The sequence below is a fragment of the Pseudomonas sp. LBUM1679 genome (assembly GCF_059695565.1).
Window position 1 is genome coordinate 5,566,742 of sequence record NZ_CP166774.1, and the last position, 26,178, is coordinate 5,592,919.

A 26,178-nucleotide genomic window follows, 5' to 3' on the forward strand; every position below is an offset into this window, starting at 1 on the left:
CCCAACCCTGTGGGAGCGGGCTTGTCGGATCGCCGCACCGCCGCGATGGCGTCGGCCCAGACAACTACAAAGCCAGTTGGCTCACCTCCCCATCCACCAACCGCCGAATCCCCAGCGGATTAGCATCCTGCAACGCCTCCGGCAACAAGGCATCCGGATAATTCTGGAAGCACACTGGCCGCAGGAAGCGGTCGATCGCCAGGGTCCCCACCGACGTCCCGCGCGAATCCGACGTCGCCGGGTACGGCCCGCCATGCACCATCGCCTCGCACACCTCGACCCCGGTCGGATAACCATTGAGCAAAATCCGCCCGACCTTTTCCTGCAGCAACTCGGCCAGCCAGCGATACTCCAGCAGCTCCAAGGCTTCGCCAATCAGCGTCGCCGTCAGTTGCCCGCGCAAGCCACGCAGCGCCGCCGTCAGCTGCGTCCGGTCCGCGACTTCAACGATGATGGTGGTCGGTCCGAAAACCTCGTCCTGAAGCAGTTCATCGCCCTTGAGCAACAGACTGGCATCCGCCTGGAACACCTGCGGTTGAGCCTGATTGCCCAGTTGTGGCTTGCCCGCCAGATGCGTCAGCCCCGGATGTTCGTGCAGCTCGCCCAGGCCTTTGCCGTAGCTGACCAGCGCGCCGGCGTTGAGCATGGTCTGCGGCGGTTGCTGGTTCATGCTCGCGCAAAACGTTTCGACAAAGGTGCTGAACTGTGGAGAGCGCAGGCCGATCACCAGCCCCGGATTGGTGCAGAACTGACCGCAACCCAATGTCACCGAACCGGCCAGTTGCGCGGCGATCTGCTCGCCACGCACCGCGAGGGCTTCGGGCAGCAGGAACACCGGGTTGATGCTCGACATCTCGGCGAACACCGGGATTGGCTGCGGCCGGGACGCGGCCATCTGACTCAGGGCATCGCCGCCCTTGAGCGAGCCGGTAAAACCCACGGCCTGAATCGCCGGGTGCTTGACCAGCCATTCGCCGACGCCAGCGCCGTAGATCATGTTGAATACGCCGGCCGGCATTTCGCTGCGCTCGGCAGCGCGGATGATCGCATCCGCCACCCATTCGGCAGTAGCCATGTGGCCGCTGTGCGCCTTGAACACCACCGGGCAACCGGCGGCCAGCGCGGAAGCGGTATCACCGCCGGCGGTGGAAAATGCCAGCGGAAAGTTACTCGCGCCGAACACCGCGACCGGCCCTAGAGCGATGCGGTACTGACGCAGATCCGGACGCGGCAACGGCTGACGATCCGGCAGTGCCCGATCAATCCGCGCGCCGTAGAAATCGCCACGACGCAGAACCTTGGCGAACAGGCGCATCTGGCTGCTGGTGCGTGCGCGCTCACCCTGAATGCGCCCGGCCGGCAACGCGGTTTCGCGGCATACGGTCGCGACGAAATCATCGCCCAAGGCATCGATTTCATCGGCAATGGTGTCGAGGAACAGCGCACGTTTTTCCGCGCTGAGGTTGCGGTAGATCGGGTAGGCAGCCGCGGCGGCGTTGGCGGCCGCATCGACTTCGGCCTCGGTCGCCTGGAAGAAGATACCGGGCAGCGGCTCACTGGTAGTCGCATCGAGACTTTGCAATTGCACCGTGCCGTTGGCGCTGCGCTTGCCGCCTATGTAGTTGTGTCCAAGTAGCGTGGTCATGAGGCGTTTCCTGATCGATTGTGTAGAAACGGGTATGCGACCTGTAGGAGCGGCTTACTGGCGATAGCGTCCACCAGGATGGCGCAAGGCTTGGAGGCCAATCGCTGGCAAGCCAGCTCCTACAGGTTCGTCGGTGTTTCCCGATCCCTTGCTTTAGAGCGCACGAACCTGGCCGATGGCCAACGGCTGGGCGCTTTCGCCGATGCCGTTTTCCAGCGCTGCGCCGAACTCATCGAGGCTGATCTGGAAGCGATCCCCCGGCTGGGTTTTCACCCCGTCGGCAAACGACAGCGTGGCGGTGCCGAAGTAATGCACGTGGACATCGCCCGGGCGCAGGAACTGCGCGTATTTGAAGTGGTGGAATTCGAGGTTCGCGAGGCTGTGGCACATGTTGTCTTCGCCGCTGAGAAACTCCTGTTCCCAGAGGGTTTCGCCGTTGCGCGTGATGCGGCTGGTGCCCGCCAGGTGCCTGGGCAATTCACCGACGCGCAGCTCCGGGCCATAGGCGCAATAGCGCAGTTTCGAATGGGCGAGGTACAGGTAATTGCGCCGCTCCATTACATGGTCGGAGAACTCGTTGCCCAGGGCAAAACCGAGGCGATACGGCTGGCTGTCGTCGCCGATCACGTAGAGCCCGGTGAGCTCCGGTTCTTCGCCGGCATCTTCGGCAAACGGCGGCACCGGAAAGTCCGCGCCGGGGCGCACGACGATGCTGCCGTCGCCCTTGTAGAACCATTCCGGCTGCGCACCGACCTGACCGGCCGCTGGTTTTCCGCCCTCCAGGCCCCATTTGAAGATGCGCATGGTGTCGGTCATACCGGCTTCGACCGCACCGTCCTGCTGGTGCATCTTGTCCCGTGCCGAGGCGCTGCCCAGGTGAGTCAGGCCGGTGCCGCTGATCAGGCAATGGGCCGGGTCTTCATGGTCCAGCGGCGGCAGGACGTGGCCCTGTTGTAGCAACTGCGCGTAATCCGGGCCCGGCGCGGTGCCGCGCAGGGCGACTTGTTCTTGCAGGCTGTGCCCGGCGCGAATGGCCGCGAGTGCCAGTTCACGGGTGCTGCGGGTGGCGCGCACTACCTGGACCTGGGAACCCTCGACGAGACCGACCTGGCGCTCCCCGGCAGTGTTTTCAAATTGAATCAGGCGCATGTCCGGCCCTCCAGAAAGTCGTGGATTTGTGGGATCACTCGATGATGTTGAAGTCGCTCAAGTACTCATCGGAGATTTCCAGGCCCAGGCCCGGCGTGTTGTCGTCGAGCTGGATGTAGCCGTTGACCGGTTGTGGCTCGCCCTTGAACACGTAGTAGAAGAGTTCGTTGCCGACTTCGACGTCGTACACCGGGAAGAACTCGGCCATTGGCGAGGCGGTGGTGGACATGGTCAGGTGGTAGTTGTGCATCTGCCCGGCGTGCGGGATCACCGGCACCGACCAGGCTTCGGCCATGGCGTTGATCTTGCGCGCGGCGGTGATGCCGCCGACGCGGTTGGTGTCGTACTGGATCACGTCGATGGCGCGACGTTCCAGCAGGTCCTTGAAGCCGTAGGAGGTGAATTCATGTTCGCCGCCGGAGATCGGCATGATCCCCATTTTTTTCAGCTCGATGTAGCCCTCGATGTCATCGGCGATCACCGGTTCTTCGAGCCAGCGTGGTTCGAACTCGGCGAGTTTGGGCAACATGCGCCGGGCGTACTCCAGGGTCCAGCCCATGTAGCATTCGAGCATGATGTCGATGTCCGGGCCGGCCAGCTCACGCAGCGCCCGCACTTGTTCGATGTTTTTGCGCATGCCCGCCGGGCCGTCTTTCGGTCCATAGCCGAAACGCATTTTCAGCGCGGTGAAACCCTGGTTCAGATAGCCCTGGGCTTCTTCGAGGAACAGGTCGAGGTTGTCGTTGGCGTAGAGCTTGGAGGCGTAGGTCCAGATCTTTTCCTTGGTGCGCCCGCCAAGCAGTTTGAACACCGGCTTGTTCACGGCTTTGCCCATGATGTCCCAGATGGCGATGTCGATCGCCGAGATCGCCGCCATGCCGATGCCTTTGCGGCCCCAAGCGTGGCTCTGACGGTACATTTTCTGCCAGATGTATTCGTTGTCGAACGGGTCTTCGCCAATGGCGATCGGTGCCAGGTAGGTGTCGATGATTTCCTTGGCCACACGCGGCGCCAGGGCGCAGTTACCGATGCCGACCAGACCGGTGTCGGTCTCGACTTCCACCACCAGCCAGCCATGAAAACGGAACGAGCCCATGGCGTCGCCGCGCTCGAACAGGATGTCGCTGGCGTTGGTGCAGAAGTGCGCTTGAGGGGGGACGACTTTGCCTTTCCACTCGAAAACGCGGGTACGGATGGCTTTGATTTTCATGAATACAGTTCCTTGCGCTGCCGGCTTTTTGTAGTTGTCGGGTCGCTGCGCAGAGCCGCTCGTGTGGGCCGGTCCGGGCATTCGATGGAGCGACTTTAGCCAGCGCCGAGGGGCTGCGGATAATCACTTATGCACATCCATCGATAACCAGGGGTGATAGCAAAAACCGGTTATCAGGTAGATCGGGTTATCAGGTATCACACAAAAAAACAGGAGCTGGCTTGCCAGCGAAAGCGGTCTGACAGCCACCCCATGTGTGTCTGTCAGGCCGTCTTCGCTGGCAAGCCAGCTCCTACAAGGTTTTGCATTGATCACAAAATCGAGCAACACCATCAATCCCTGTGGGAGCGAGCTTGCTCGCGATAGCGGTCTGACAGCCACCTCATGTGTGTCTGTCAGGCCGTCTTCGCTGGCAAGCCAGCTCCTACAAGGTTTTGCGTTGATCACAAAAATCGAGTGACACCATCAATCTCTGTGGGAGCGAGCTTGCTCGCGATAGCGGTCTGACAGCCACCTCATGTGTGTCTGTCAGGCCGTCTTCGCTGGCAAGCCAGCTCCTACAAGGTTTTGCATTGATCAAAAAATCGAGCAACACCATCAATCCCTGTGGGAGCGAGCTTGCTCGCGATAGCGGTCTGACAGCCACCCCATGTGTGTCTGTCAGGCCGTCTTCGCTGGCAAGCCAGCTCCTACAAGGTTTTGCATTGATCACAAAATCGAGCAACACCATCAATCCCTGTGGGAGCGAGCTTGCTCGCGATAGCGGTCTGACAGCCACCTCATGTGTGTCTGTCAGGCCGTCTTCGCTGGCAAGCCAGCTCCTACAAGGTTTTGCGTTGATCACAAAATCGAGCAACACCATCAATCCCTGTGGGAGCGAGCTTGCTCGCGATAGCGGTGTGACAGTCACCTCATGTGTGTCTGTCAGGCCGTCTTCGCTGGCAAGCCAGCTCCTACAGGGTTTTGCGTTGATCACAAAAATCGAGTGACACCATCAATCCCTGTGGGAGCGAGCTTGCTCGCGATAGCGGTGTGACAGTCACCTCATGTGTGTCTGTCAGGCCGTCTTCGCTGGCAAGCCAGCTCCTACAGGGTTTTGCGTTGATCACAAAAATCGAGTGACACCATCAATCTCTGTGGGAGCGAGCTTGCTCGCGATAGCGGTCTGACAGTCACTATCAATGTGACTGAACTACCGCCATCGCGGGCAAGCCCGCTCCCACAGGGTCCATGGTGGACAAAGGATTTATGTTTTTTCAGAGGCCGGGTTTCAGTAGCTATTGGCCCCCATCCGGCAGGCGATTTCGAATGCCTGGCGGATGGCGCCGACGTTGGCCTTGCCCTGCCCCGCGATATCGAACGCGGTGCCGTGGGCCGGCGTGGTAATCGGAATCGGCAACCCGCCCTGCACCGTCACCCCACGGGAGAAGCCCATCAGCTTGATCGCGATCTGTCCCTGGTCGTGATACATGGTCACCACCGCGTCGAAGGCACTGGAGTCGCCCTGCACTTTGAGGAAAATCGTGTCGCCCGGATACGGCCCTTCGGCTGCAATCCCCAACGCCTGAGCCAAGCGCACTGCAGGGCCGATGATGTCCAGCTCTTCGCGACCGAACGAGCCGTTGTCGCCGTTGTGCGGATTCAACCCACACACACCGATGCGCGGTTTTGTCAGGCCGTTACGCTTGAGAGCCGTGTCGATCAACTGGATCGCCTCCACCACCCGCGTTTGAGTGAGCATGCCTGGTACATCTGCCAGGGCCACGTGGGACGTCACCCGGGACGTCCAGAGATTGTCGAGCACGTTGAATTCGCAGAATGGCCCGTGGAAATCCAGCAGCTCGGCGAACCAGTGCAGCTCGTCGCTATGGGCCATGCCGGCCATGTGCAGCGAAGTCTTGTTCAGCGGGCCGAACAGCACCGCATCGGTAGTACCGGCTTCGGTCAGGCGCAGGGCTTTTTCCAGGGTATCGAGACTGTATCGGCCACCGATGACACTGGCTTCACTGCGCGCAAATTCGCCAATGGTGTCACCGCGAAAGTCATAGAACAGCGGCGTGTCATCGCGAAAATCCAGCTGATCCAGGGATTCAACACGACGGTAAGGAAATTCTTTCCCGGCAATGCGCATGCCGCGCCGCATCTCCGCCTCCTCAGCGATCAAAATCACATTGGCCTGGCTGCGCACCTCGGGTTCGCCGAGCAGGCGCGCGATCAGTTCCGGGCCGATGCCCGCCGGGTCACCCAGGACCATGGCGATGGTTGTCTTGTTCATACTTCACTCCTCATTGGTTCAGGCGATGGCCGGTCGATGGCGCCAGGCTCGCAACGATAAACCCGCTGCGCGTTGCTGTAGAACAGTCGCTCCTGGTCCGCCAGTGGCAGATCAGCAACGATGGATTTGAAACCGTTGTAGATGTCATTGAACGAGCCGCACAGGCTGTCCACTGGAAAGTTGCTGGCGAACATCACTCGAGCGGGGCCGAACATCGCGATCACTTCGCGCACGATCCAGGTATTGTCCTTGGTACGCCACGCTTGTCCCGCCTGACCGAGGCCAGAGATTTTCACTTGCACGTTAGGCCATTGCGCCAGGCGCGCCATCGCCAGGCGCCAGCCGGCGAGGCCTTCAGCGCTGCGGTCGCTCGGCAGCCCGGCGTGGTTGAGAATCAGCGTGGTACCAGGAAAATCCCGGGCCAGCCTTTCGGCTTCGTGCAAGTTCCACCAGGGCGTCTGCAAATCGAAATGCAGCCCCAGCCCTTGCAGCGTGGCGTAACTGCGCCGCCAACGCTCATCACTCATCAGGCTGCGGACATGACCCACCTGCGCGGGCGTGGACGGGCCACCGGGTTTATGCCGAACGCTGCGCACACACTTGTAGCGTGCTTGCTCGGCCAGTACCTCGAGGGCGTCCGGGTGATCGAGCCAGGCTTGCGCGACGATCGCGTTCGGTACGCCGTAGCGCGCGGCCAGTTGCTCGATGAAACGGGTTTCGCCGATCGGGTCGCGCGGGTTCCATTCGGTCTCGACGTACACCGTTTTCACGACCTGATGGGGCCCGGTATCGTTGAAGTAATCGTCAGGCAGATACCGACGCTTGATCGCACTGTAATCACCGTAGCGAAACGGGATATTGGCCTCGGGCGCCAACCAGGGATGGTCATTGATCGACGGGTCCCAGAAGTGATGATGGGCGTCGATGATCGGCCCACTCCAAAGCTCACCCATGAGGCACCTCGTGGAGGTTGATGATCGCTGGCGATGTCGCCGCAGCCGTCGGCTGGAGACCTGCACCAGGCGAATGCGGGGAAGCACTGGGACGGGCCATGGTGCGTACCTCGATTTATTATTTTTCGGGGTGCAATACACCGCTTGATGGCGGTACTGGCGAGCACTATCGAAGCCTCAGTGATAACCGTCCAATCAAAACTTGAAATAAGGCGATAGCCTTGGGTTATGTCATGCCCTGCTTTGAGGGGGCTTACAGGGTATTGCACCTGGACCTACTTGCTACTCAAATGGCTCTGGCGCAATGGTCCTGGCGATGTATGCGATTTTCGGCGCGGCAACCTATAACCCCAGGCTATCGGCGTATGTATTGTTTTGACTAGACGTGGAAGCGACGCCTTCCCACACTCACTCCAGGCTTGCAGCTCAACCACCGACAAGTCACTCATAACAACTACAAAAACGAGGCCCTTCCATGCGAAATGCATTCGTCCGTCGCACATCCCGTCTGGCTCTTGGCTGCACACTGGTCGCCGCAGGTGTCCTTCCCGCCCTGGCTCACGCCTGGCAGCCGGACAAGAACGTCGAAATCGTCGTCGCTGGCGGTCCCGGTGGCGGTACCGACCAACTCGGCCGACTGATCCAGTCGATCATCACCACGCACAAGTTCCTTGAGGTGAATACCATCGTCCTGAACAAGGGCGGCGGCAATGGCGCCGAAGCCTTTCTCGACCTGAAAATGAACAAGGGCGACCCGGAAAAACTGGTGATTGGCACCAACAACATCTACCTGTTGCCGCTGGTGTCCAAGCTCGGCTATCAATGGCAGGAACTCACTCCGGTAGCGGCCGTGGCCGAGGATGACTTCATTCTCTGGAGCTACAAGGACGCACCGTGGAAAGATGCCAAGGGCTTCTACGAAGCAGCCAAGGCCGATCCGTCGAAAATGCGCATGGGCGGCAGTCAGTCCAAGGATGTCGACCAGACCCTGACCCTGCTGCTGAACCAGACCAACAACAGCAAACTGGTGTACATCCCGTTCAAGAGCGGCAGTGAAGCCGCGACCCAACTGGCCGGCAAGCACATCGCCGCCAACGTCAACAATCCCAGCGAAAGCATCAGCCAATGGCGTGGCGACCAGGTCGAGCCGCTCTGCGTGTTCAGCAAGGAGCGCATGAGCTACACCGAGAAAGTCGCCGGCGATAAATCCTGGGCCGACGTTCCGACCTGCCACGAACAAGGCCTGGGCATCGACCAGTACCGCTTCCCGCGCACCGTGTTCATGCCCGGCGAAGTCACCGCCGAACAACGCGCGTTCTATGTCGAGTTGATGCGCAAAGTCACCGAGACTCCGGAGTTCAAGGCCTACGTCAAGCAGAACGCACTGGTACCGACCTTCCTCGAAGGCGAGCCACTGACCGCCTACATTGAAAAGGACACCGCACGCGTCACGCCGGTGTTCAAGGAAGCCGGCTGGCTGAAAAACTGAGTTGTCCCCGGCCGTCCGCCTGCGCACGGCCGTCACCTGCTGGAGGTGTTTTCATGTCCCATTCTTCGGATTCACCGGCACTGGTCGGTACCCGCTGGGTCGAACTCGGTCTGACACTCTTCACCGCGCTGATCGGCGTGGTGGTGATGTTCGGCAGCGTCGAACAGGGTATCGGCTGGGGCGATTCCGGCCCCGAGCCGGGTTACTTCCCTTTTTACATCGGCCTGCTGTTGAGCGCCGCGAGTGTGGGCAACGGCGTGTTGACCCTGGTGCGCTGGAAAGCGCTGAGCATTTCTTTCGTCAGCCGCCCTGCGTTCAGGCAAGTGCTGTCGGTGTTCATCCCGATTGCGCTGTTCATCGCGGCCATGCCGTTCACCGGTATTTATGTGGCCTCGGCCTGCTTTATCGCCTGGTTCATGTGGCATGACAAAACCCGCGTCAAACCTTATGGCAAGTTGATGATCGCCACGGTATCCCTCGGTGCAGTCCTCGCCAGCTACCTGATTTTCGCACTGTGGTTCAAGGTCCCGCTGGATGCTGGCCCGCTGGGCGACTGGATTGCCCTGGCCGGGAGACATTTCAAATGAGCGAGTTCGATTCCCTGCTGCAAGGCATGAACCTGATCCTCACCCCCGGCCATATCGGCCTGATGGTGATCGGTGTGCTGCTGGGCATTCTGGTCGGCGTATTGCCTGGCCTCGGCGCCCCCAATGGCGTGGCGTTGCTGCTGCCGCTGACGTTCACCATGTCGCCGGTGTCGGCGATCATTCTGCTGTCGTGCATGTATTGGGGCGCGCTGTTCGGCGGCTCGATCACCTCGATCCTGTTCAACATTCCCGGAGAGCCCTCATCGGTGGCGACCACCTTCGACGGCTATCCGATGGCCCGCGAAGGCCGCGCCGCCGAAGCGCTGACAGCCGCCTTCAGTTCGGCGCTGATCGGGGCGCTGGCCGGGGTCTTGCTGCTGACATTCCTGTCGACGCGGATTGCCGCTTTCGCCATGTCCTTCAGTTCGCCGGAATTCTTCGCGGTGTACCTGTTGGCGTTCTGCACCTTCATCGGCATGAGCAAGAACCCGCCGCTGAAAACCGTGGTGGCGATGATGATCGGTTTCGCCATGGCCGCGGTCGGCATGGACACGGTCTCGGGCAACCTGCGCCTGACCTTCGACCAGCCGGCCCTGATGACCGGCATCAGCTTTGAAGTGGCGGTCATCGGCCTGTTCGGCATTGGCGAAATCCTCTGCACGGTCGAGGAAGGCCTGGTGTTCCGTGGCGAGCATGCACGCATCACACCGATGATCATCCTGCGCACCTGGGCCAAGTTGCCGCGTTACTGGTGGACCATTGTGCGCAGCACCCTGGTCGGGTGCTGGATGGGCATCACGCCTGGCGGTCCGACCGCGGCATCGTTCATGAGCTACAGCCTGGCGCGACGTTTCTCGAAAAACCGCGAGAACTTCGGCAAAGGTGAACTCGAAGGCGTGATCGCCCCCGAAACCGCTGACCACGCCGCCGGGACCAGCGCTCTGCTGCCAATGCTGACCTTGGGCATCCCAGGTTCAGCTACCGCCGCCGTCATGCTCGGCGGGTTGATGATCTGGGGCCTGCACCCTGGCCCGACGCTGTTCGTCGAACAACATGACTTCGTCTGGGGCCTGATCGCGAGCATGTACCTGGGCAACGTGGTGAGCCTGATCGTGGTGCTGGCCACCGTGCCGCTGTTCGCTTCGATCCTGCGCATACCGTTCTCGATCATTGCGCCGATCATCATCATGGTCTGCGCCATCGGGGCCTACTCGGTGCACAACTCGTTCTTCGACGTGGTGCTGATGCTTGGCTTCGGCGCGCTGGGTTATCTGTTCAAGAAGCTCGGTTACCCGATCGCGCCGCTGGTGTTGGCCGCGGTGTTGGGGGACAAGGCTGAAGACGCTTTCCGTCAGTCGATGCTGTTCTCCGACGGTCAGATCGGGATCTTCTGGTCGAATGGGTTGGTGGGCAGCCTGACCACGGCGGCACTGCTGATGCTGTTCTGGCCGCTGATCTCCAAAACGCTGCAAGCCCTGCTGGGGCTGCGCAAACCGAACATCGCCAAGCCAAAATCGGTGCTGTGACACAGCAATGCTGGCAACGCCTGACATTTGTTGTCAGGCTTGCCGCAGTCCTTTTTCGCGAGCGCGGCCATGACCCGAATTCCCGTTGCCAATGTGATCCACAGTCGACTGCGTCTGCGCCAGCTACGGCTGATGCTGGCGTTGCAGGAATTCGGCTCGTTGCGCCGCGCCGCCGACCACATCGGCATGACCCAACCGGCGGCGACCAAGATGCTGCACGAAGCCGAGGACTTGCTGGGTGTGGAACTCTTCGAGCGGCTGCCCCGGGGCATGCGCCCTACCCCCTTCGGGGAAACCGTGACTTACTACGCGCGCATGGTGTTCGCCGAAATCAGCGGCATGCGCGAGGAACTGGTTGCGCTTGAATCCGGCAACCTTGGGCGGGTCGCGGTCGGCGCGATTCCGGCGCTGGCTTCGGGGCTGTTGACCCGGACCATCGCAACCTTGAAAAAAAGCCATCCACGGTTGTCGATGAGCATCCAGGTCGATACCAGCGACGTGCTGGTGCAGGCCTTGCTGCAGGATCAACTGGACATCGTATTGGGCAGGATTCCAGCCGGCGCACGGGCCGAAGAATTGCTCTTCGACAGCCTCGGCGAAGAAGCCCTGTGTGTGATTGCCGGCGCGCAACATCCTTTGGCCCAGGAGAAGCAGCTGAGCTGGGCAGAGTTGCAGAACATGACCTGGGTGCTGCAACAGCATCCAAGCCCGATGCGCGCGATCATCAATCAGGTGTTCCACAATGCGCGGGTCGATATCCCCAGCAGCATTGTCGAAACCACCTCGATCATGACTTTGCTCTCATTGGTCCAACAGACCGACATGCTCGGTGTGACACCGGTGTCGGTGGTCGAGGATTATCCTGGCCGTGATCTGCTGGCGGTGCTGCCGATCAAATTCGAAGCACGGCTGCCCCCTTATGGGCTGATCACCCGGCGGCATCGCATTCAATCGTCGGCGATGCAGGCGTTCATGAATTCAGTGCGCGCCGAACATGCGCAGGCCAAGTAAAAAGGCCCGGAGCGCATGCCCCCGGGCCTGGTTTTACTTCAAACAGTTTTTCGGAAGACGAACACCAGACCCACGATGATCAGCAACATACCGAGCACGCTCAAGGCCGCCAGGCGATTGCCGAAAATCAGATAGTCCATGACCGCCGTCACCGCCGGCACCAGGTAGAAAAGACTGGTGACATTCACCAGGTTACCCCGGGCGATCAGCCGATACAGCAGCAAAGTCGCCAGCACCGACACCACCAGTCCCATCCACAACACCGGCACGATGAACCCGCTGCCGAGTTCGAAATGAAACGGCTGGAACGGCACGAAGATCCCGCAGAGCAACAGCCCGGCGAGGTACTGCACCGGCAGCGTGCCGAGGGGATTGTCGGTGATGCGCTTTTGCATGATCGAGCCGAAGGTCATGCTCGCCAGTGCCAGCAAACCGAAGAGCATGCCCGCCAGCGACATGCCGGCCAGACCGATGCCTTGGTAAACCACCATGATCAACCCGGTCAGGCCCAGCGCCAGACCGAACATCCGGCTCCACGAACGCTGACGCTCCATCAGCACCACGGTGAGGATCGGTTGCACGCCCATGATGGTTGCCATCACGCCGGGCGTGACCTTCAGGTCCAGGGCCAGCAGATAGAAAATCTGATAAGCGCCCAGTAACACCACGCCCGTGGCCATTGCATACGCCATCGGTTTGCCGCCCTTGGGCAATTTCAGTTTGAGCAATGGCATCAACAGCACCAGCCCGCACAACGCGATGGCGAAGCGAATCAGCAGAAATGCGAAGGGCGACGCGTGCGCCAGGCCCCATTTGGAGAAGATCGCCCCGCTGCTCCACAGCAGGACGAACAGGCTCGTGGATGCCGCCGCGAGCGCGGTTTTTTTCGAAAGGACAAACATGAATGCCACCTGTAGTCAGGCAAAAAGCCAACTCAGCCGAAGCTGAAATCCAGTAGTTTTTTCAAGCGGGCGCTTTTTCGGACGGGCACGGGAGCAGCAGAGAAAAGCTGATCAGCCCGAAACGCCAACGCCCGGCGGTGATACGACTGCGCACACCGGCGTGCTACTGACAGGTGGAGGGTAGTGACTGATCTGCACAGGCTGCTGATCCCCGCACGGTACGACGCCAGCGTTGACCGCTGAATCGACTACTGCATTGATGAGGGAAGCTGGCATGGGCTGATCTTTTTTGAGGGGTGGACAGGTGGTTTGGAGAAACACCGAGCGCCGACTATAACCAGCGAGTGACAGACATTGCAACGACTTGAACAAACGGATGAAAAACAATCCCCTGTAGGAGCGAGCTTGCTCGCGATGGACGTTAACGATGACGCGTAGCTCCTGAATGAGCGCGTCGCCCTTGAGAACTTCGCGAGCAAGCTCGCTCCTACAGGGGACCGGTGTTTTATTCGGGAATATGCATCAACCGAACAACCAATACCCCAACAACGTCAGCACCACGACCGCCAGCACTGGCCGCAGTACGCGGTAAGCCTTGGGGTTACGGCGCTTCCACTGCTTGATCCCGCCACTGAAGCTGTCGCTGAAGTTCTTGCTCCAGGCATAGGCCTGGTTGATCCCGCCCACACGTTCGTCATCCAGGTTCTGCGGTGCGGTGGCACGCCCCAGGAAGCCACTGACCCAACGATTGATACGGGTCATGAAGCGGTTGCTCAATGGGCGTTCGACATCGCAGAACAGGATGACCCGGGTCTTCTCGGTTTCGTTCTTGACCCAGTGCACATAAGTCTCGTCGAACATCACGTCCTCGCCGTCACGCCAGGCGTAGATCTGACCGTCGACGAAGATGCGGCAGTCGTCGGAGTTCGGCGTCGACAGACCCAAGTGATACCGCAGGGATCCGGCAAACGGATCGCGGTGCGGGTTGAGGTGACTGCCGCCTGGCAGCAAGGCGAACATGGCGCCTTTGACGTTGGGGATGCCACTGAGCAGGGCCACGGTTTTCGGGCACAGGGTTTGTGCCGAGGGCAGCGGTTTGTCATACCACTTGAGATAGAAGCGCTTCCAGCCCTTCTTGAAGAACGAGCCGAAACCCGCATCGTTGTTCTTTTCGGCAGCGCGGATGTAGCCCTCGTCGAACAGGTGCATCGCTTCGTCGCGGATGACTTCCCAGTTGTCCTTGAGTACATCCAGTTCGGGGAACTTGCTGCGGTCCAGATAGGGTCTGGACGGTACGCTGGAGAACAGGTACATCAAGGCGTTGTAGGGGGCGAACAGGGCCGAGTGGTTGACGAACTGGCGCAGGACCGGCAATCGCGCCTTGCCGCGCAAATGCACGTAAAGAGTACTGCCCAGAAACAGCAGCAACAGCGACGCCTTCGCGGCAAGGGAAAAGGTCATCAGCAGCTCCTTGATAGTCGACAACTCTGCACAACGCCATTTACCCGACGTGACAGCCGGCATGATAAACATTACCGGCTGCAGGAAAAACCCGCATAACTCAACATTCAGTGTTGAGGAATTTGCAACAAAGCACTACTCACACAAGGCTCCTGAACGGGGGCTGACCTGAGTCATCCGCCTTTCACAAGATCAAAAACAGGATCAAAAGATCGCAGCCTGCGGCAGCTCCTACGGAATCTTCCGGATTGGCGCAGCCTGCGATCTTTTGATCTTTCAGTTATTGCTGATTTTCCTGCTCCGTAAACAGATCACTGAACAGCATGCTCGACAGGTAGCGCTCGCCGGAATCGGGGAGGATTACCACGATGGTCTTGCCCTGCATTTCCGGGGTTTCCGCCAGTCGGACCGCCACAGCCATCGCCGCGCCAGAAGAGATCCCGCATAAAATGCCTTCTTCCTGCATCAAACGCAGGGCCATGGCCTTGGACTCTTCATCACTGACCAGCTCGACCCGATCGACCATCGACAGGTCCAGGTTCTTCGGCACGAAACCGGCCCCGATACCCTGGATCTTGTGCGGACTCGGCTTGATCTCTTCACCGGCCAGCGCCTGGGTAATAACCGGCGACGCCATCGGCTCCACGGCCACCGACATGATCGGTTTGCCCTGGGTATTCTTGATATACCGCGAAACCCCGGTAATGGTTCCCCCCGTTCCGACACCAGCCACCACGACGTCGACCGCACCATCGGTATCGTTCCAGATTTCCGGGCCGGTGGTTTTCTCGTGAATGGCCGGGTTGGCCGGGTTGTCGAACTGCGCGGGCATGAAATAGGACGACGGGGCGCTGGCAACAATTTCAGCGGCCTTCTCGATCGCCCCTTTCATGCCCTTGGCCGGTTCGGTCAAGACCAGCTCGGCGCCGAGCGCCTTGAGCACTTTGCGGCGCTCGATACTCATGGAGGAGGGCATGGTCAGCATCAACTTGTAGCCACGCGCTGCGGCAACAAACGCGAGGCCGATACCGGTATTGCCCGAGGTCGGCTCGACGATGGTCATGCCTGCCTTGAGTTTGCCGGAGCTTTCGGCGTCCCAGATCATGTTCGCGCCGATCCGGCACTTGACCGAATAACCCGGGTTGCGCCCTTCGATCTTGGCCAGGATGGTCACGCCGCGCGGGGCGATGCGGTTGATCTGCACCAGCGGCGTATTGCCGATGGAATGGGCGTTGTCAGCGAAAATACGGCTCATGGCTGGGTCCTTGTACAGCGTTGAATAAGCCCTCCAAGGTAAGCCTGTTGCCTGTGGTCGTCCAGTCAGTCGAACGTCCGGTTACAACAACAGTCAATGGCTTTACATCGCCAGAGATTTGCCATCATGAAACGGAGATACCGTTGGCCGCTGTGGACGCTAGCCGGCCTGGTTGTGCTGCTGATTGCCCTGCATTTCGCCCTGCCCTACATGGTGCGCAACTACCTGAACGACAAGCTGGCGGACATGGGCGACTACCGTGGCCAGATCGTCGATGTGGACCTGGCCCTGTGGCGCGGCGCCTATAAAATCAACGGGCTGAAAATCGTCAAGGTCGACGGCAAGGTTCCGGTGCCCTTCGTCAACGCACCGCTGATCGACCTCTCCGTCAGTTGGCACTCGCTCTGGTACGACCACGCGGTGGTGGCCGAGGTGCAGTTCATCAATCCCGAAGTGAACTTCGTCGACGGCGGGGCCAACAAGCAAAATTCCCAGACCGGCCAGGGCACCGACTGGCGGGCGCAATTGGGCAAGTTGCTGCCGATCACCCTGAACGAAGTGCGCATCAACGACGGCAAGATCAGCTTTCGAAATTTCAATTCAAAACCACCGGTCAACATGAACGCCACCCAAGTCGACGCCAGCATCTATAACCTGACCAACGTGGTCGACACCGAAGGAAAACGCGACGCTCGCTTCGAAGGCAAGGCGATGTTGCTGGGACATGCCCCCCTGGAAGCCACCGCCACCTTCGACCCGCTGAGCAATTTCGAAGACTTCGAATTCCGGCTGCGCGCCAGGGGCATCGAACTCAAGCGCATGAACGACTTCGCCTCCGCCTATGGCAAGTTCGATTTCAACGCCGGTCATGGCGATGTGGTGATCGAGGCGCAGGCCAAAAAGGCAAAATTGACGGGTTACATCAAACCGCTGCTGAAGGACGTGGACGTGTTCAATTGGCAGCAAGACGTCGAGAACAAGGACAAAGGAATATTTCGCTCCATCTGGGAGGCCATCGTCGGCGGCTCCGAAACCGTACTGAAAAACCAGGGCAAGAACCAGTTTGCCACCCGCGTTGAATTGAGCGGCAATGTGCATCGGCAGGATATCAGCGCGTTCCAGGCGTTTTTGCAGATTTTACGTAATGGTTTCATTCAGGCGTTCAATGCCCGGTATGAACGGCCGAAGCCGGACGCGGGTTAAGGTTTGCGCGTGACGGTATAGCGACCGGTCTCTTCAGCCGCTCGCGCCGGGTCTCGCTGCTGCAGAAAATCCCAGCCCAGGCAGGCCAGGGCTAACGATCGCGGCACAGCTTCACGGCCACTGCTGTAGCGGGTGATGCTTCGGGCGCTGACGCCCAGCGCCTCGGCCGCCTGATTGAGCGGTAACCCGGTGCGAGCGCGCCAATCGATGAAAATCCGGGTGTTTTCGTCCGAGGCGTTTTGTGCAAGCGCATCCAGATAGAGCGTATCGGCGCCAATCTGGATATCCAGTTCAGGCCACTCGACGCTCCAGCCATCATCGCCCAGGGTTGACCCTTCGAAAGCGCCGGGCTCCAGCAAGGGCTGCAAGCCTGGATAGGCGCGCAGGTCACGACTCAAATCGAGGGTCAGTTGCTGACCGTCGATAAACGTCAGCGCGAGGCGATAAGCCGGCAATGCCTGCACGGCCGACAGCCGCGGTCGTTTCATGGGTAACATCGTTTCCAGTCCTCCAACAATTGCACTTGATGAGCCCTTACCCACTGCAGCGCTTCCTTGATAATCAGCGGCGGCGCCTGGCCCATCATCACTTCGACGGCTTCCAGGCTCACCATCACATCCAGCCCGCCACCGGTGAGGTGGACATGGGGCGGAGGATGATCCTTCTCGCGCAACTGGATGCGGTACTTATCGCGAAATCGATATTTAGTAGACATGCCGGGCAAGCTATCGCCAAATTGGCGATAGCTCAATACTGGCCCGCCGCCGAGACTGAGTCAAGATGTGACGCCCCATTCAGAGACTGAATAAGCCGTCTGCGTTCACAGTGGACCGGGCGCCGCGTTATAGTCGGGGTACTACACATTATTGCGCCCCGCCCTGCCTCGTTCAGGTCGGCGTTCACGTTCGAGGATTAGCAGATGAAGTTCGAAGGCACCCAGGCCTACGTTGCCACCGATGACCTGAAGCTGGCGGTCAACGCCGCCATTACCCTGGAGCGTCCGCTGCTGGTCAAGGGCGAACCGGGCACCGGCAAGACCATGCTCGCCGAGCAACTGGCCGAGTCCTTCGGCGCCAAGCTCATCACCTGGCACATCAAGTCCACCACCAAGGCGCATCAGGGCCTGTACGAGTATGACGCGGTCAGCCGCCTGCGCGATTCGCAACTGGGCACGGAAAGGGTCCACGACGTTCGCAACTACCTGAAAAAGGGCAAGCTCTGGGAGGCTTTCGAGGCCGAAGAGCGGGTGATCCTGCTGATCGACGAGATCGACAAGGCCGACATCGAGTTCCCGAACGACCTGCTGCAAGAACTCGACAAGATGGAGTTCTACGTTTACGAGATCGACGAGACCATCAAGGCCAAAAAACGTCCGATCATCATCATTACTTCCAACAACGAAAAAGAACTGCCGGACGCGTTTCTGCGCCGCTGCTTCTTCCACTACATCGCCTTTCCGGATCGCGTCACGATGCAGCGGATCGTCGACGTGCATTACCCGAACATCAAGAAGGACCTGGTCAGCGAAGCGCTGGATGTGTTTTTCGACGTGCGCAAGGTGCCGGGCCTGAAGAAAAAGCCGTCGACCTCCGAACTGGTGGACTGGCTGAAGTTGCTGATGGCCGACAACATCGGCGAAGCGGTGCTGCGCGAGCGCGATCCGACCAAGGCCATTCCACCGCTGGCCGGCGCCCTGGTGAAGAACGAACAGGACGTGCAGTTGCTTGAGCGTCTGGCGTTCATGAGCCGTCGCGGCACTCGCTGATCCCTCTGTTTAACCAGATAGAGGGCGATAGCCATGCTGCTCAACCTGTTCAATGAAATGCGCGCAGCCAAGGTCCCGGTCTCGGTGCGCGAGCTGCTGGACCTGATCAATGCGCTGAAACACCGGGTGACGTTCGCCGACATGGATGAGTTCTATTACCTGTCCCGGGCGATCCTGGTGAAGGACGAAAAGCATTTCGACAAGTTCGACCGCGCGTTCGGTGCCTACTTCAATGGCCTGGAAAAACTCGACGACCACCTCCAGGCCTTGATCCCGGAAGACTGGTTGCGCAAGGAATTCGAACGCTCCCTGAGCGATGAAGAGCGCGCGCAGATCCAGTCCCTCGGCGGCCTGGACAAGTTGATCGAAGAATTCAAGAAACGCCTGGAAGAACAGAAGGAACGCCATGCCGGTGGCAACAAATGGATCGGCACCGGTGGCACCAGCCCATTCGGCTCCGGCGGTTTCAACCCGGAGGGCATTCGGGTCGGCGATGCCGGCAAGCGCCAGGGCAAGGCGGTCAAGGTCTGGGATCAGCGCGAGTACAAGAACCTCGACGACTCGGTGGAACTGGGCACGCGCAATATCAAGGTCGCTTTGCGCCGGCTGCGCAAATTCGCGCGTCAGGGTGCGGCGGAAGAGCTGGATATCGATGGCACCATCGACCACACCGCACGCGATGCCGGGCTGCTGAACATCCAGATGCGCCCGGAGCGGCGCAACACCGTCAAGCTGTTGCTGCTGTTCGACATCGGCGGCTCGATGGACGCCCACGTAAAGATCTGCGAGGAATTGTTCTCGGCCTGCAAGACCGAGTTCAAGCACCTGGAGTACTTCTACTTCCACAACTTCATTTATGAATCGGTGTGGAAGAACAACATGCGCCGCACCTCCGAGCGCACCTCGACCCAGGACCTGCTGCACAAGTACGGCGCCGACTACAAAGTGATCTTCATTGGCGACGCCGCCATGGCGCCCTACGAAATCACCCAGGCCGGCGGGAGCGTCGAACACTGGAACGAAGAAGCCGGTTACCTGTGGATGCAGCGTTTCAAGGAGAAGTACAAGAAGCTCATCTGGATCAACCCGTATCCGAAAGATACCTGGGGGTATACCTCGTCGACCAACATTGTGCGGGAGCTGATTGACGACCAGATGTACCCGCTGACGTTGCGGGGGTTGGAAGAAGCGATGCGGTTTCTTTCCAAATAATCTTCGCAGTCCTTCAGGGCCCCATCGCGGCGGTGCGGCGATCCGACAAGCCCCGCTCCCACAGGTATTGATGTCGTTCACACAATATGTGAACCACCCAAGCCCCTGTGGGAGCCGGGCTTGCCCGCGATGCTTTTAGCGGCCTGAAAACCTGCGCAAATATTCGACCTGCTCCCGATGCGCCACCTCCTGCACCACCGGCTTCAATCTCACCGTCGCCCCGGGCAAACACTGCGCCAGCCGCGCCAACGCCAATGGCGTCAACGCCCCCAACCGCGGATACCCGCCGATGGTTTGCCGATCATTGAGCAACACGATCGGCTGCCCGTCCGGCGGCACTTGGACTGCGCCCAGCGGGATGCCTTCGGAAATCATGGGTTTGCCCTGGTACTCCAACGCCGTTCCCAACAAGCGAATGCCCATGCGATCGGCACGGCTGTCGAGGGTCCAGACGCTGTTGAATGCGTCGAACAGACTCTGCCCGCTGAACTCACCGATCTGCGCGCCGAAACGGCCAGCGTCCTGCAACAGGCACAACGGTGTACTCGCTTCTATCGATAGACGGCTCATGCCTGCGCCTCCAGTGGTGTGTCGTCACCGCCCAGGTTGATGAACTCGGCATGGCTGACGGCTTCAAAGCGCACGGTATCGCCCGGTTGCATCAGGCTGTAGCCGTCGCGCTCGCGGTCGAACAATTTGGCCGGGGTCCGGCCGATCAGGTTCCAGCCACCCGGCGAAACCACGGGGTAAGCCGCCGTCTGGCGTTCGGCGATGCCGACACTGCCGGCCGCGACCTTTTTACGCGGAGTGCCCAGGCGCGGTGCCGCCAGCGCTTCTTCCACCAGGCCCATGAAGGCGAACCCCGGCGCAAAACCCAACGCGAACACCTGATATTCGCGTTCGCTATGGCGGCGGATCACCTCATCGACCGCCAATCCGCTGCGCTGCGACAACAGGACAAATGAGCAACAGGAAGCGTCCTACGCGATAACAGGAATCGTCTTCATTACCATTATTCTCCAAGCTATTACCCTTGCGCGCTCAGCCAAACGACAGTCGACAGGAGTCGAACTCGATGCGCGCCTACACGCAAGTTCAGCAGCAGTTGCTCGCCCACTGGAGCGAAGCACTCGGCACAGAAGCATTCCAGTTTCATGGCATCACCCTTGACCATCTGAGCAACGCGCGTGAACCCGCCGCCCAACGCTGCTTCCAACGCTTGATCCAGGCACTGTTTCGCGAAAACCTGATCCCCACCGACGTCTGCACCTACGACAATAGTGATCGCTGTTGGTTGCCTGTCGGGCCTGACGCGCACCTTTGCTTTGATCACTTGTCTGGCGGAAGAATGGACAGTTGGGATTTGCGCGGCAACGTCGTCCTTTTCCCCGCCGGCAAAATGCCTCACAAAATTCAGATACCCAGCGAACTGCTCGCTCACCTCAGCATTCACTTTTCCCCCTCCGCCTCCCCCCAGGTGCTCGAGCGCCTGGCCCAGGAGTTGGATGACAGCTTCCACAACGACACCTTATGCCTGGCGTTTCACCACGGATGGACCGAGCGCTTGAGAGAGCAAATTGACACCGAGCACGATGACAATCTGCTTGCGTGGCTCAAAGCTGGTTCCGCCTCGCAGCATCCAACGTTGCTGCTCGAGCAATGGGGCACTCTTGGCCTGACGGGCGCGCGTTGCAACTGTTGATCATCATCCAGTTCGTTTCCATGGGTGCCATGGAAATGAGCGGCCCGTTCTGGCCCCTGCAGATCCAGCATCTTCTCGGGCCAGAGGGTGCTGGTTATACCTCGTTGTTATCGGCGCTGGTCTACGCCGGCCCGATGCTCGCGGCCATACTGATGACGCCTGTGTGGGGCCGTTTGGGGGATCGTACCGGGCACAAACCGATGATCATCCGGGCGCTGCTGGCACTCGCACTGTGTCAAGCGTTGGCGGCCATCATTGGCGACCCATGGTTGTTGGTTGGTATTCGCGTGATGCAAGGCGCACTGGCCGGATTTCTCGCGGCCGCGCAAGCCTACGCGCTGGCATGCTGCGACAACGCCCGGCGCGGTCACACCCTGGCCCGCTTGCAATCAGCGACGGCTGTAGGTTCGTTGGTCGGCCCGATCCTGGGCGGTGGATTGATGGACATCTCGGGGTTTGCCCTCCTCTGTTATGGCGCGACCGTGATTTGTCTGGTGTGTGCGTCAGCAAGCGTATTCCTGCCACCCGACAAAGCGCGGGGGGCGAGCAAACAATCTGCTACGCCTGGGTCCCTGCCAAAAGGCTGGCTCGGCACAATCCTGCTGGTCATCGTGCTGATCCAGGCCGCAAAGATGATTCCGCAATCGTTTTACGCCCTGTACGTCGCCAACATTCTGCAAGCGCCTAACTGGCTGATCGGCGCCAGTTACGCGGCAAGTGCCGCGACCCTGGCCCTATCCGCGCCAATGTGGGGACGCCTGTTCGACCGCTGGGAGCCAGCCCATACCTTGCGCGTTATTGAAGGTGTGGCCTGGTTATGCGCCTTGACGCTTGCCGCGACAGCACTGGCCAATGAATGGATGGGGTTTCTCGTCACCCGGCTGGCCTGGGGCATCTGGCAAGGCGCGCTGCTTCCCGTCGCCTACGTACTGATCGCCAATACCGTTTCCTCAAACCAACAGGGTTTTGCATTGGGCCTCGGCAACAGCGCTGCCAAAGCCGGCGCTCTGCTGGGCGTTGTTGTGGGTGGCGTCGGCATGGGCGTGGTCGGTTTGGCCCACAGCTTCTGGCTGGTGGTGCTGGCCTACGTACTGGCCGCTCTAGGGATTCGCTGGATTCGTTAATTCGCCTCAGCGCCTGGCCTCCAGGCGTTTTCTACTACTTTCATCAAAAAAAAGATCACGACATGACCCAGACCAAATTTTCGTTCCTTATTCCACTACTCGGCGCCTTCAGCCCCTCTAGCCTGGCCGAGGAGATTGAGCAGCAGCCCGGCATGTTAAACATGCAAGCCACTGTCGTCTCGGCGACGCGCAACGAAGCGAGCATCGCCTCGATTCCAGGTTCGGTTCAGGTGATTGATGAACAGCAGGTCCGCGAGCAGAGCGGTGCGGGTCGTCGGGTCTCCGACATCCTTGGGCAACTGGTTCCAGGTCTTGCACCTTCCAGCGGCGGGATGAGTAACTTCGGCCAGACCCTGCGTGGGCGCAACATGTTGGTATTGATCGATGGCGTGTCGCAGAACGCCACTCGCGACAATTTTCGCCAACTCAATAGCATTGCGCCGGCCAGTATCGAACGCATCGAAGTGATTTCCGGCGCCAGCAGCGTCTACGGTGCCGGCGCCTCGGGCGGCATCATCAACATCATCACCAAGCGTAATCAGGGACAGGACATCGCCTACAGCAGCAAATTGGGACTGACCAGCGGCAGCAACCTCAATACCAAAGGCTTAGTCTACGAAGTGTTCCAGAGTGCAACCGGACGCAAGGATGCGCTGGACTGGTACGTTTCCGCCGACCTGACCCAGCGCAACGATCAATACGACGGCCGCGGCAAGCGCATCCCTCAGGACACGTCCCAGGGCAGCAACATGGACACCGAAACCTATGACCTGCAAGGTCGATTCGGTTACGAACTGGATGCCGACAAAAGACTCAGCCTGTCGCTGCAGGACTACAAAGACCAACAGGACACCCATTACACCAAGGACCCGGCAAACCGGCAGCAAGCTGTGGCGGTCAAAGGGCTGAAACTGGGCGACCAGCCTTACACCCACAATCAGGCAATCAACCTCAACTACTCCGACAGCGACTTCTACAACCAGGGCCTGCAACTGGAAAGCTACTGGCGCAAGGCTGACGCGCTGTTTTTCCCGGACCTGTCGCGAGGCAAGGCCGGTATCGCCGACAACAACAGCGTTCAGGATGTCTATGGCCTGCGTGCAGCCATTGACTCCTCTCTTCCAGCTATCGGCAATGCCACGGGCAATCTGGTTTGGGGGGCCGACTACGATCATGAGCGTTCCCGTCAACGTGGTGACCAGTACACGCTCAATGGACTGCGTTACACCAAGACCGGCGTCACCTACGAGATGGGCCCGGACATCGAAACCACCACCAAAGCGCTGTTCGGACAGATGTCATGGGAAGTGGGTGACTGGACCTTGCGTGGCGGTGTGCGTCGCGAGTGGATCAAAAGCGCAGTCGCCGACAGTATCGCTTACGGCGAGATCGTTCAGACCGGTAACCGCGCAACGTTGCCGGGCGACACCCTTCAGTACAGTGCCACGCTTTATAACCTGGGTGTGGTCTACCACCTGAGCGAAAACCAGGACATCTTCGTCAACTATAGCCAGGGCTTTTCGCTGCCGGACATCCAGCGCTTCATGCGGGATGTAAGCAGTACCTTCGACATCCAGAGCCTCAACGCCCAGGCCATCAAGGTCGACAGTTACGAGCTGGGCTGGCGCGGTAACTGGAGCCAGTGGCAGGCCGATGTGACGGCGTATGAAAACACTTCGGACGTGACGCAGTTCTACGATGCCAATGATCGCGTATTGCGCCTGATCAATCAGAAAGAGCGGGTTCGCGGCATTGAAAGCAGCCTGACTTTTCGCGCGACCGATCAATGGTCGTTCGGCGGCACGTATGCCTGGGCCAAAGGTGAAACCGAACAAAACGGCAAATGGGTCGACCTGCCGGCGACACGCATTTCACCCGCAAAAACCACGCTGTTCGCCGGCTATGCCAGGGATGACTACACCCTGCGTCTGCAAGGCATGCGCCTGGCCAATTACGATGCTGCCGCCAAGGACAATAACGGGCGTGATATCAATGGCTATACGCTAGTGGATTTACTGGGTTCGGTGCAGTTGCCAGTCGGTCGTCTTGAAGGCGGGGTGTATAACGTCGCCGACCGCACGTACCAAAACCTGTTCGCCCAAGCCAACGCCCGAGCGCCTTACGCGAATGCCCAGGGCCGGACGTTTAGCATGAGCTACGCGGTAGACTGGTAAAAAAGAAGCGGCATGCCAAATGCCGATCAGTTAAGCCCTAACACGATCTGTAGCAGCTGCGAAGCCTGCGTTCGGCTTCGCAGCAGTCGTCGAAGATCAAAAGATCGCAGCCTGCGGCAGCTCCTGCCTTGGAATGCGTTCCCCTGTGGGAGCTGCCGCAGGCTGCGATCTTTCGCTCTTGATCTTTTGCTTACAACCCCCGCACATCCCGGTCTTCGATCGGCCGGCTCTGGCGCAGGCGTTTGCCGCCCAGCACCACCCAGTCGATCAGCCGGAACAGGCATTCAATGCCGAAGGACAGCAGCAGCGCGCCGCTCATGCCCCAGATCATCGCTTCCGGCGTCAGCAGGATCTGGTAGCTGTAGCCATTCCAGGTTTCCTTGCGAATCTCCGGATCGGCGGCCAGGACCACTTGCAGGAAGCGGATATACCACGGCCCCTGCATGGCCTGGAACTGTTTGTCGAGGGCCTGTCGGCGGGTCAACAGGGTGTTCAGGCTATCGGCATCGCTGCGAAAGATCGGGTCTTCGCTGGCGCGGTAATGGGCCACCAACGCCTGCATGTCACCCTTGAAGAACTGATTGGCAGTCCCCTGGAAACCGCTCAGCCCGGTCTGCGCTTCGATCAGATGGGCCTCGACCCGCTTGGCGTAATCGCTGATAAACCCCGGCACCTGGACACCGATCAACAGGCCTGCCGCAAACAACACCAGCCGTAGATAACTGAGCAACATGGTTGCGTGTCCTTATTCGGTCTTGCCCTGGCTGACGCATTCACCGCGCCGCCACAGGCTCCATTGGCCCGGTTCGTAGCGGGTCCAGGTTTCGTTTTCGGTCAAGGGCTCGGTGGCAATTACCGTGACCACATCGTTGGGCGTGGTTTCGGCCTGGAAGTCGACGATCACGTCGACATCCTTCAAGCGTGCCGGGCCAAACGGTGCGCGGCGGGTGATCTGCGCCAGTTTGGTCGAGCAATAGCAGAACAGCCAGTCGCCGTCGCTGAGCAGGCAATTGAACACCCCTTTGCTGCGGTATTCGGCGCACGCGGCCACCAGGTCCGGCAGCAGTTCTTCGACTTCCACGGGTTCCGGGAAGGCGGCACGCACCCGATTGAGCACGTCGCAGAAGGCCGCTTCGCTGTCGGTATCGCCGACCGGGCGATAAAAACTGGTGATGGGTTGAAAGTCCGCCAGTTGGCCGTTATGGGCGAAACACCAGTTGCGCCCCCACAACTCGCGCACGAACGGGTGGGTGTTGGACAGGCAGACCTTGCCGACGTTGGCCTGGCGGATGTGCCCGATCACCACTTCGCTCTTGATCGGATAGCGTTGCACCAGGTTCGCGACTTCCGATTCGCAGCTCGCTGCCGGGTCCTGGAACAATCGCAGGCCTCGGCCTTCATAGAAAGCGATGCCCCAACCGTCGCGGTGCGGACCGGTGCGGCCGCCGCGCTGCATCAGCCCGGTGAAGCTGAACACGATATCGGTCGGGACATTGGCGCTCATGCCCAATAACTCACACATGTTCTGACTCTCG

Annotated in this window: 21 protein-coding genes and 3 pseudogenes; 10 read left to right on the forward strand and 14 right to left on the reverse strand. The window is 59.9% G+C overall.

Annotation, left to right across the window (positions count from 1 at the left end):
- Positions 1-64: 64 nt before the first annotated feature.
- The 5 genes from ACA062_RS25260 to ACA062_RS25280 all read right to left on the reverse strand — a co-directional run bounded on the left by ACA062_RS25260 (position 65) and on the right by ACA062_RS25280 (position 7,232).
- Complete coding sequence (locus ACA062_RS25260; protein WP_497453497.1) at positions 65-1,645, reverse strand: aldehyde dehydrogenase (NADP(+)); 1,581 nt, start codon at positions 1,643-1,645, stop codon at positions 65-67.
- 153 nt (positions 1,646-1,798) lie between these two features.
- Positions 1,799-2,794 (reverse strand): AraD1 family protein, encoded by a 996-nt coding sequence (gene araD1, locus ACA062_RS25265; protein ID WP_497453498.1) that lies wholly within the window; start codon positions 2,792-2,794, stop codon positions 1,799-1,801.
- 34 nt (positions 2,795-2,828) lie between these two features.
- Complete coding sequence (locus ACA062_RS25270) at positions 2,829-4,004, reverse strand: L-rhamnonate dehydratase (RefSeq protein WP_497453499.1); 1,176 nt, start codon at positions 4,002-4,004, stop codon at positions 2,829-2,831.
- A 1,270-nt stretch (positions 4,005-5,274) separates the two neighbouring features.
- On the reverse strand, positions 5,275-6,279 hold the full coding sequence (locus ACA062_RS25275) for a 4-hydroxythreonine-4-phosphate dehydrogenase PdxA (RefSeq protein ID WP_497453500.1): 1,005 nt from the start codon (positions 6,277-6,279) through the stop codon (positions 5,275-5,277).
- The gene (locus ACA062_RS25280; protein ID WP_497453501.1) at positions 6,276-7,232 is read right to left on the reverse strand and encodes an amidohydrolase family protein; all 957 of its coding nucleotides are present in this window, start codon (positions 7,230-7,232) and stop codon (positions 6,276-6,278) included. The genes ACA062_RS25275 and ACA062_RS25280 overlap by 4 nt, the downstream gene beginning before the upstream one ends.
- A gap of 475 nt (positions 7,233-7,707) precedes the next feature.
- Here ACA062_RS25280 and ACA062_RS25285 point away from each other — a divergent pair, with 475 nt between their 5' ends.
- From ACA062_RS25285 to ACA062_RS25300, 4 genes are all read left to right on the forward strand, one after another.
- Positions 7,708-8,721: a Bug family tripartite tricarboxylate transporter substrate binding protein gene (locus ACA062_RS25285; protein ID WP_497438159.1), complete on the forward strand. Its 1,014-nt coding sequence runs from the start codon at positions 7,708-7,710 to the stop codon at positions 8,719-8,721.
- A gap of 53 nt (positions 8,722-8,774) precedes the next feature.
- Positions 8,775-9,308, forward strand: a complete 534-nt coding sequence (locus tag ACA062_RS25290; protein WP_497453502.1) for a tripartite tricarboxylate transporter TctB family protein — start codon at positions 8,775-8,777, stop codon at positions 9,306-9,308.
- The gene (locus tag ACA062_RS25295; protein WP_497453503.1) at positions 9,305-10,834 is read left to right on the forward strand and encodes a tripartite tricarboxylate transporter permease; all 1,530 of its coding nucleotides are present in this window, start codon (positions 9,305-9,307) and stop codon (positions 10,832-10,834) included. Before ACA062_RS25290 ends, ACA062_RS25295 begins: the two co-directional genes overlap by 4 nt.
- Before the next feature lie 69 nt (positions 10,835-10,903).
- Complete coding sequence (locus ACA062_RS25300; protein WP_497438166.1) at positions 10,904-11,845, forward strand: LysR family transcriptional regulator; 942 nt, start codon at positions 10,904-10,906, stop codon at positions 11,843-11,845.
- A gap of 38 nt (positions 11,846-11,883) precedes the next feature.
- Here the strand turns inward: ACA062_RS25300 and ACA062_RS25305 are convergent, their stop codons facing one another.
- From ACA062_RS25305 to cysK, 3 genes are all read right to left on the reverse strand, one after another.
- Positions 11,884-12,747, reverse strand: a complete 864-nt coding sequence (locus ACA062_RS25305; RefSeq protein ID WP_497453504.1) for a DMT family transporter — start codon at positions 12,745-12,747, stop codon at positions 11,884-11,886.
- A gap of 522 nt (positions 12,748-13,269) precedes the next feature.
- Positions 13,270-14,208, reverse strand: coding sequence for an aspartyl/asparaginyl beta-hydroxylase domain-containing protein (locus ACA062_RS25310; RefSeq protein WP_497453505.1), 939 nt, complete (start codon positions 14,206-14,208; stop codon positions 13,270-13,272).
- Between the two features lie 280 nt (positions 14,209-14,488).
- Positions 14,489-15,463, reverse strand: a complete 975-nt coding sequence (gene cysK / locus ACA062_RS25315; protein ID WP_497453506.1) for a cysteine synthase A — start codon at positions 15,461-15,463, stop codon at positions 14,489-14,491.
- Between the two features lie 96 nt (positions 15,464-15,559).
- On the opposite strand from cysK, the gene ACA062_RS25320 reads away from it, so the two are divergent.
- On the forward strand, positions 15,560-16,666 hold the full coding sequence (locus ACA062_RS25320; RefSeq protein WP_497453507.1) for a DUF748 domain-containing protein: 1,107 nt from the start codon (positions 15,560-15,562) through the stop codon (positions 16,664-16,666).
- Here the strand turns inward: ACA062_RS25320 and ACA062_RS25325 are convergent.
- Together ACA062_RS25325 and ACA062_RS25330 are read right to left on the reverse strand one after the other, a co-directional pair.
- Positions 16,663-17,163 (reverse strand): DUF2442 domain-containing protein, encoded by a 501-nt coding sequence (locus ACA062_RS25325; RefSeq protein ID WP_497453508.1) that lies wholly within the window; start codon positions 17,161-17,163, stop codon positions 16,663-16,665. The two genes, ACA062_RS25320 and ACA062_RS25325, sit on opposite strands and share 4 nt — an antisense overlap.
- Positions 17,151-17,381 carry a DUF4160 domain-containing protein gene (locus ACA062_RS25330; protein WP_497457496.1) on the reverse strand — a complete coding sequence of 77 codons (231 nt, stop codon included), beginning with the start codon at positions 17,379-17,381 and terminating at the stop codon, positions 17,151-17,153. The genes ACA062_RS25325 and ACA062_RS25330 overlap by 13 nt, the downstream gene beginning before the upstream one ends.
- 204 nt (positions 17,382-17,585) lie before the next feature.
- Here ACA062_RS25330 and ACA062_RS25335 point away from each other — a divergent pair, with 204 nt between their 5' ends.
- Together ACA062_RS25335 and ACA062_RS25340 are read left to right on the forward strand one after the other, a co-directional pair.
- Complete coding sequence (locus ACA062_RS25335; protein ID WP_497453509.1) at positions 17,586-18,431, forward strand: AAA family ATPase; 846 nt, start codon at positions 17,586-17,588, stop codon at positions 18,429-18,431.
- Between the two features lie 33 nt (positions 18,432-18,464).
- Positions 18,465-19,643 carry a vWA domain-containing protein gene (locus ACA062_RS25340; protein WP_150797968.1) on the forward strand — a complete coding sequence of 393 codons (1,179 nt, stop codon included), beginning with the start codon at positions 18,465-18,467 and terminating at the stop codon, positions 19,641-19,643.
- Between the two features lie 135 nt (positions 19,644-19,778).
- On the opposite strand, the pseudogene ACA062_RS25345 reads toward ACA062_RS25340, so the two are convergent.
- Positions 19,779-20,150: pseudogene (locus ACA062_RS25345) on the reverse strand (5-oxoprolinase subunit C family protein); the annotation flags it as partial.
- Between the two features lie 59 nt (positions 20,151-20,209).
- Positions 20,210-20,599, reverse strand: a pseudogene (locus ACA062_RS25350) (5-oxoprolinase subunit B family protein); the annotation flags it as partial.
- Positions 20,600-20,718: 119 nt separating this feature from the next.
- On the opposite strand from ACA062_RS25350, the pseudogene ACA062_RS25355 reads away from it, so the two are divergent.
- The 3 genes and pseudogenes from ACA062_RS25355 to ACA062_RS25365 all read left to right on the forward strand — a co-directional run.
- Positions 20,719-21,318, forward strand: a pseudogene (locus ACA062_RS25355) (IucA/IucC family protein); the annotation flags it as partial.
- Entirely contained in the window at positions 21,303-22,469 is a 1,167-nt protein-coding gene (locus ACA062_RS25360; RefSeq protein ID WP_497453510.1) for an MFS transporter, read from the forward strand. The pseudogene ACA062_RS25355 and the gene ACA062_RS25360, both read left to right, overlap by 16 nt.
- A gap of 62 nt (positions 22,470-22,531) precedes the next feature.
- Positions 22,532-24,643, forward strand: coding sequence for a TonB-dependent receptor (locus ACA062_RS25365; protein WP_497453511.1), 2,112 nt, complete (start codon positions 22,532-22,534; stop codon positions 24,641-24,643).
- A gap of 190 nt (positions 24,644-24,833) precedes the next feature.
- On the opposite strand, the gene ACA062_RS25370 is transcribed toward ACA062_RS25365, so the two are convergent.
- The gene (locus ACA062_RS25370; protein WP_150766662.1) at positions 24,834-25,376 is read right to left on the reverse strand and encodes a DUF2937 family protein; all 543 of its coding nucleotides are present in this window, start codon (positions 25,374-25,376) and stop codon (positions 24,834-24,836) included.
- Between the two features lie 12 nt (positions 25,377-25,388).
- Complete coding sequence (locus tag ACA062_RS25375) at positions 25,389-26,165, reverse strand: class II glutamine amidotransferase (RefSeq protein WP_128872030.1); 777 nt, start codon at positions 26,163-26,165, stop codon at positions 25,389-25,391.
- Positions 26,166-26,178 lie beyond the last annotated feature (13 nt).

Bases quoted from the DNA above. Each gene is read 5' to 3' on its own strand.
- ACA062_RS25260 (WP_497453497.1), bottom strand. From the start codon at position 1,645: ATGACCACGCTACTTGGACACAACTACATAGGCGGCAAGCGCAGCGCC.
- araD1 (WP_497453498.1), bottom strand. From the start codon at position 2,794: ATGCGCCTGATTCAATTTGAAAACACTGCCGGGGAGCGCCAGGTCGGT.
- ACA062_RS25270 (WP_497453499.1), bottom strand. From the start codon at position 4,004: ATGAAAATCAAAGCCATCCGTACCCGCGTTTTCGAGTGGAAAGGCAAA.
- ACA062_RS25275 (WP_497453500.1), bottom strand. From the start codon at position 6,279: ATGAACAAGACAACCATCGCCATGGTCCTGGGTGACCCGGCGGGCATC.
- ACA062_RS25280 (WP_497453501.1), bottom strand. From the start codon at position 7,232: ATGGGTGAGCTTTGGAGTGGGCCGATCATCGACGCCCATCATCACTTC.
- ACA062_RS25285 (WP_497438159.1), top strand. From the start codon at position 7,708: ATGCGAAATGCATTCGTCCGTCGCACATCCCGTCTGGCTCTTGGCTGC.
- ACA062_RS25290 (WP_497453502.1), top strand. From the start codon at position 8,775: ATGTCCCATTCTTCGGATTCACCGGCACTGGTCGGTACCCGCTGGGTC.
- ACA062_RS25295 (WP_497453503.1), top strand. From the start codon at position 9,305: ATGAGCGAGTTCGATTCCCTGCTGCAAGGCATGAACCTGATCCTCACC.
- ACA062_RS25300 (WP_497438166.1), top strand. From the start codon at position 10,904: ATGACCCGAATTCCCGTTGCCAATGTGATCCACAGTCGACTGCGTCTG.
- ACA062_RS25305 (WP_497453504.1), bottom strand. From the start codon at position 12,747: ATGTTTGTCCTTTCGAAAAAAACCGCGCTCGCGGCGGCATCCACGAGC.
- ACA062_RS25310 (WP_497453505.1), bottom strand. From the start codon at position 14,208: ATGACCTTTTCCCTTGCCGCGAAGGCGTCGCTGTTGCTGCTGTTTCTG.
- cysK (WP_497453506.1), bottom strand. From the start codon at position 15,463: ATGAGCCGTATTTTCGCTGACAACGCCCATTCCATCGGCAATACGCCG.
- ACA062_RS25320 (WP_497453507.1), top strand. From the start codon at position 15,560: ATGGCTTTACATCGCCAGAGATTTGCCATCATGAAACGGAGATACCGT.
- ACA062_RS25325 (WP_497453508.1), bottom strand. From the start codon at position 17,163: ATGTTACCCATGAAACGACCGCGGCTGTCGGCCGTGCAGGCATTGCCG.
- ACA062_RS25330 (WP_497457496.1), bottom strand. From the start codon at position 17,381: ATGTCTACTAAATATCGATTTCGCGATAAGTACCGCATCCAGTTGCGC.
- ACA062_RS25335 (WP_497453509.1), top strand. From the start codon at position 17,586: ATGAAGTTCGAAGGCACCCAGGCCTACGTTGCCACCGATGACCTGAAG.
- ACA062_RS25340 (WP_150797968.1), top strand. From the start codon at position 18,465: ATGCTGCTCAACCTGTTCAATGAAATGCGCGCAGCCAAGGTCCCGGTC.
- ACA062_RS25360 (WP_497453510.1), top strand. From the start codon at position 21,303: ATGGGGCACTCTTGGCCTGACGGGCGCGCGTTGCAACTGTTGATCATC.
- ACA062_RS25365 (WP_497453511.1), top strand. From the start codon at position 22,532: ATGACCCAGACCAAATTTTCGTTCCTTATTCCACTACTCGGCGCCTTC.
- ACA062_RS25370 (WP_150766662.1), bottom strand. From the start codon at position 25,376: ATGTTGCTCAGTTATCTACGGCTGGTGTTGTTTGCGGCAGGCCTGTTG.
- ACA062_RS25375 (WP_128872030.1), bottom strand. From the start codon at position 26,165: ATGTGTGAGTTATTGGGCATGAGCGCCAATGTCCCGACCGATATCGTG.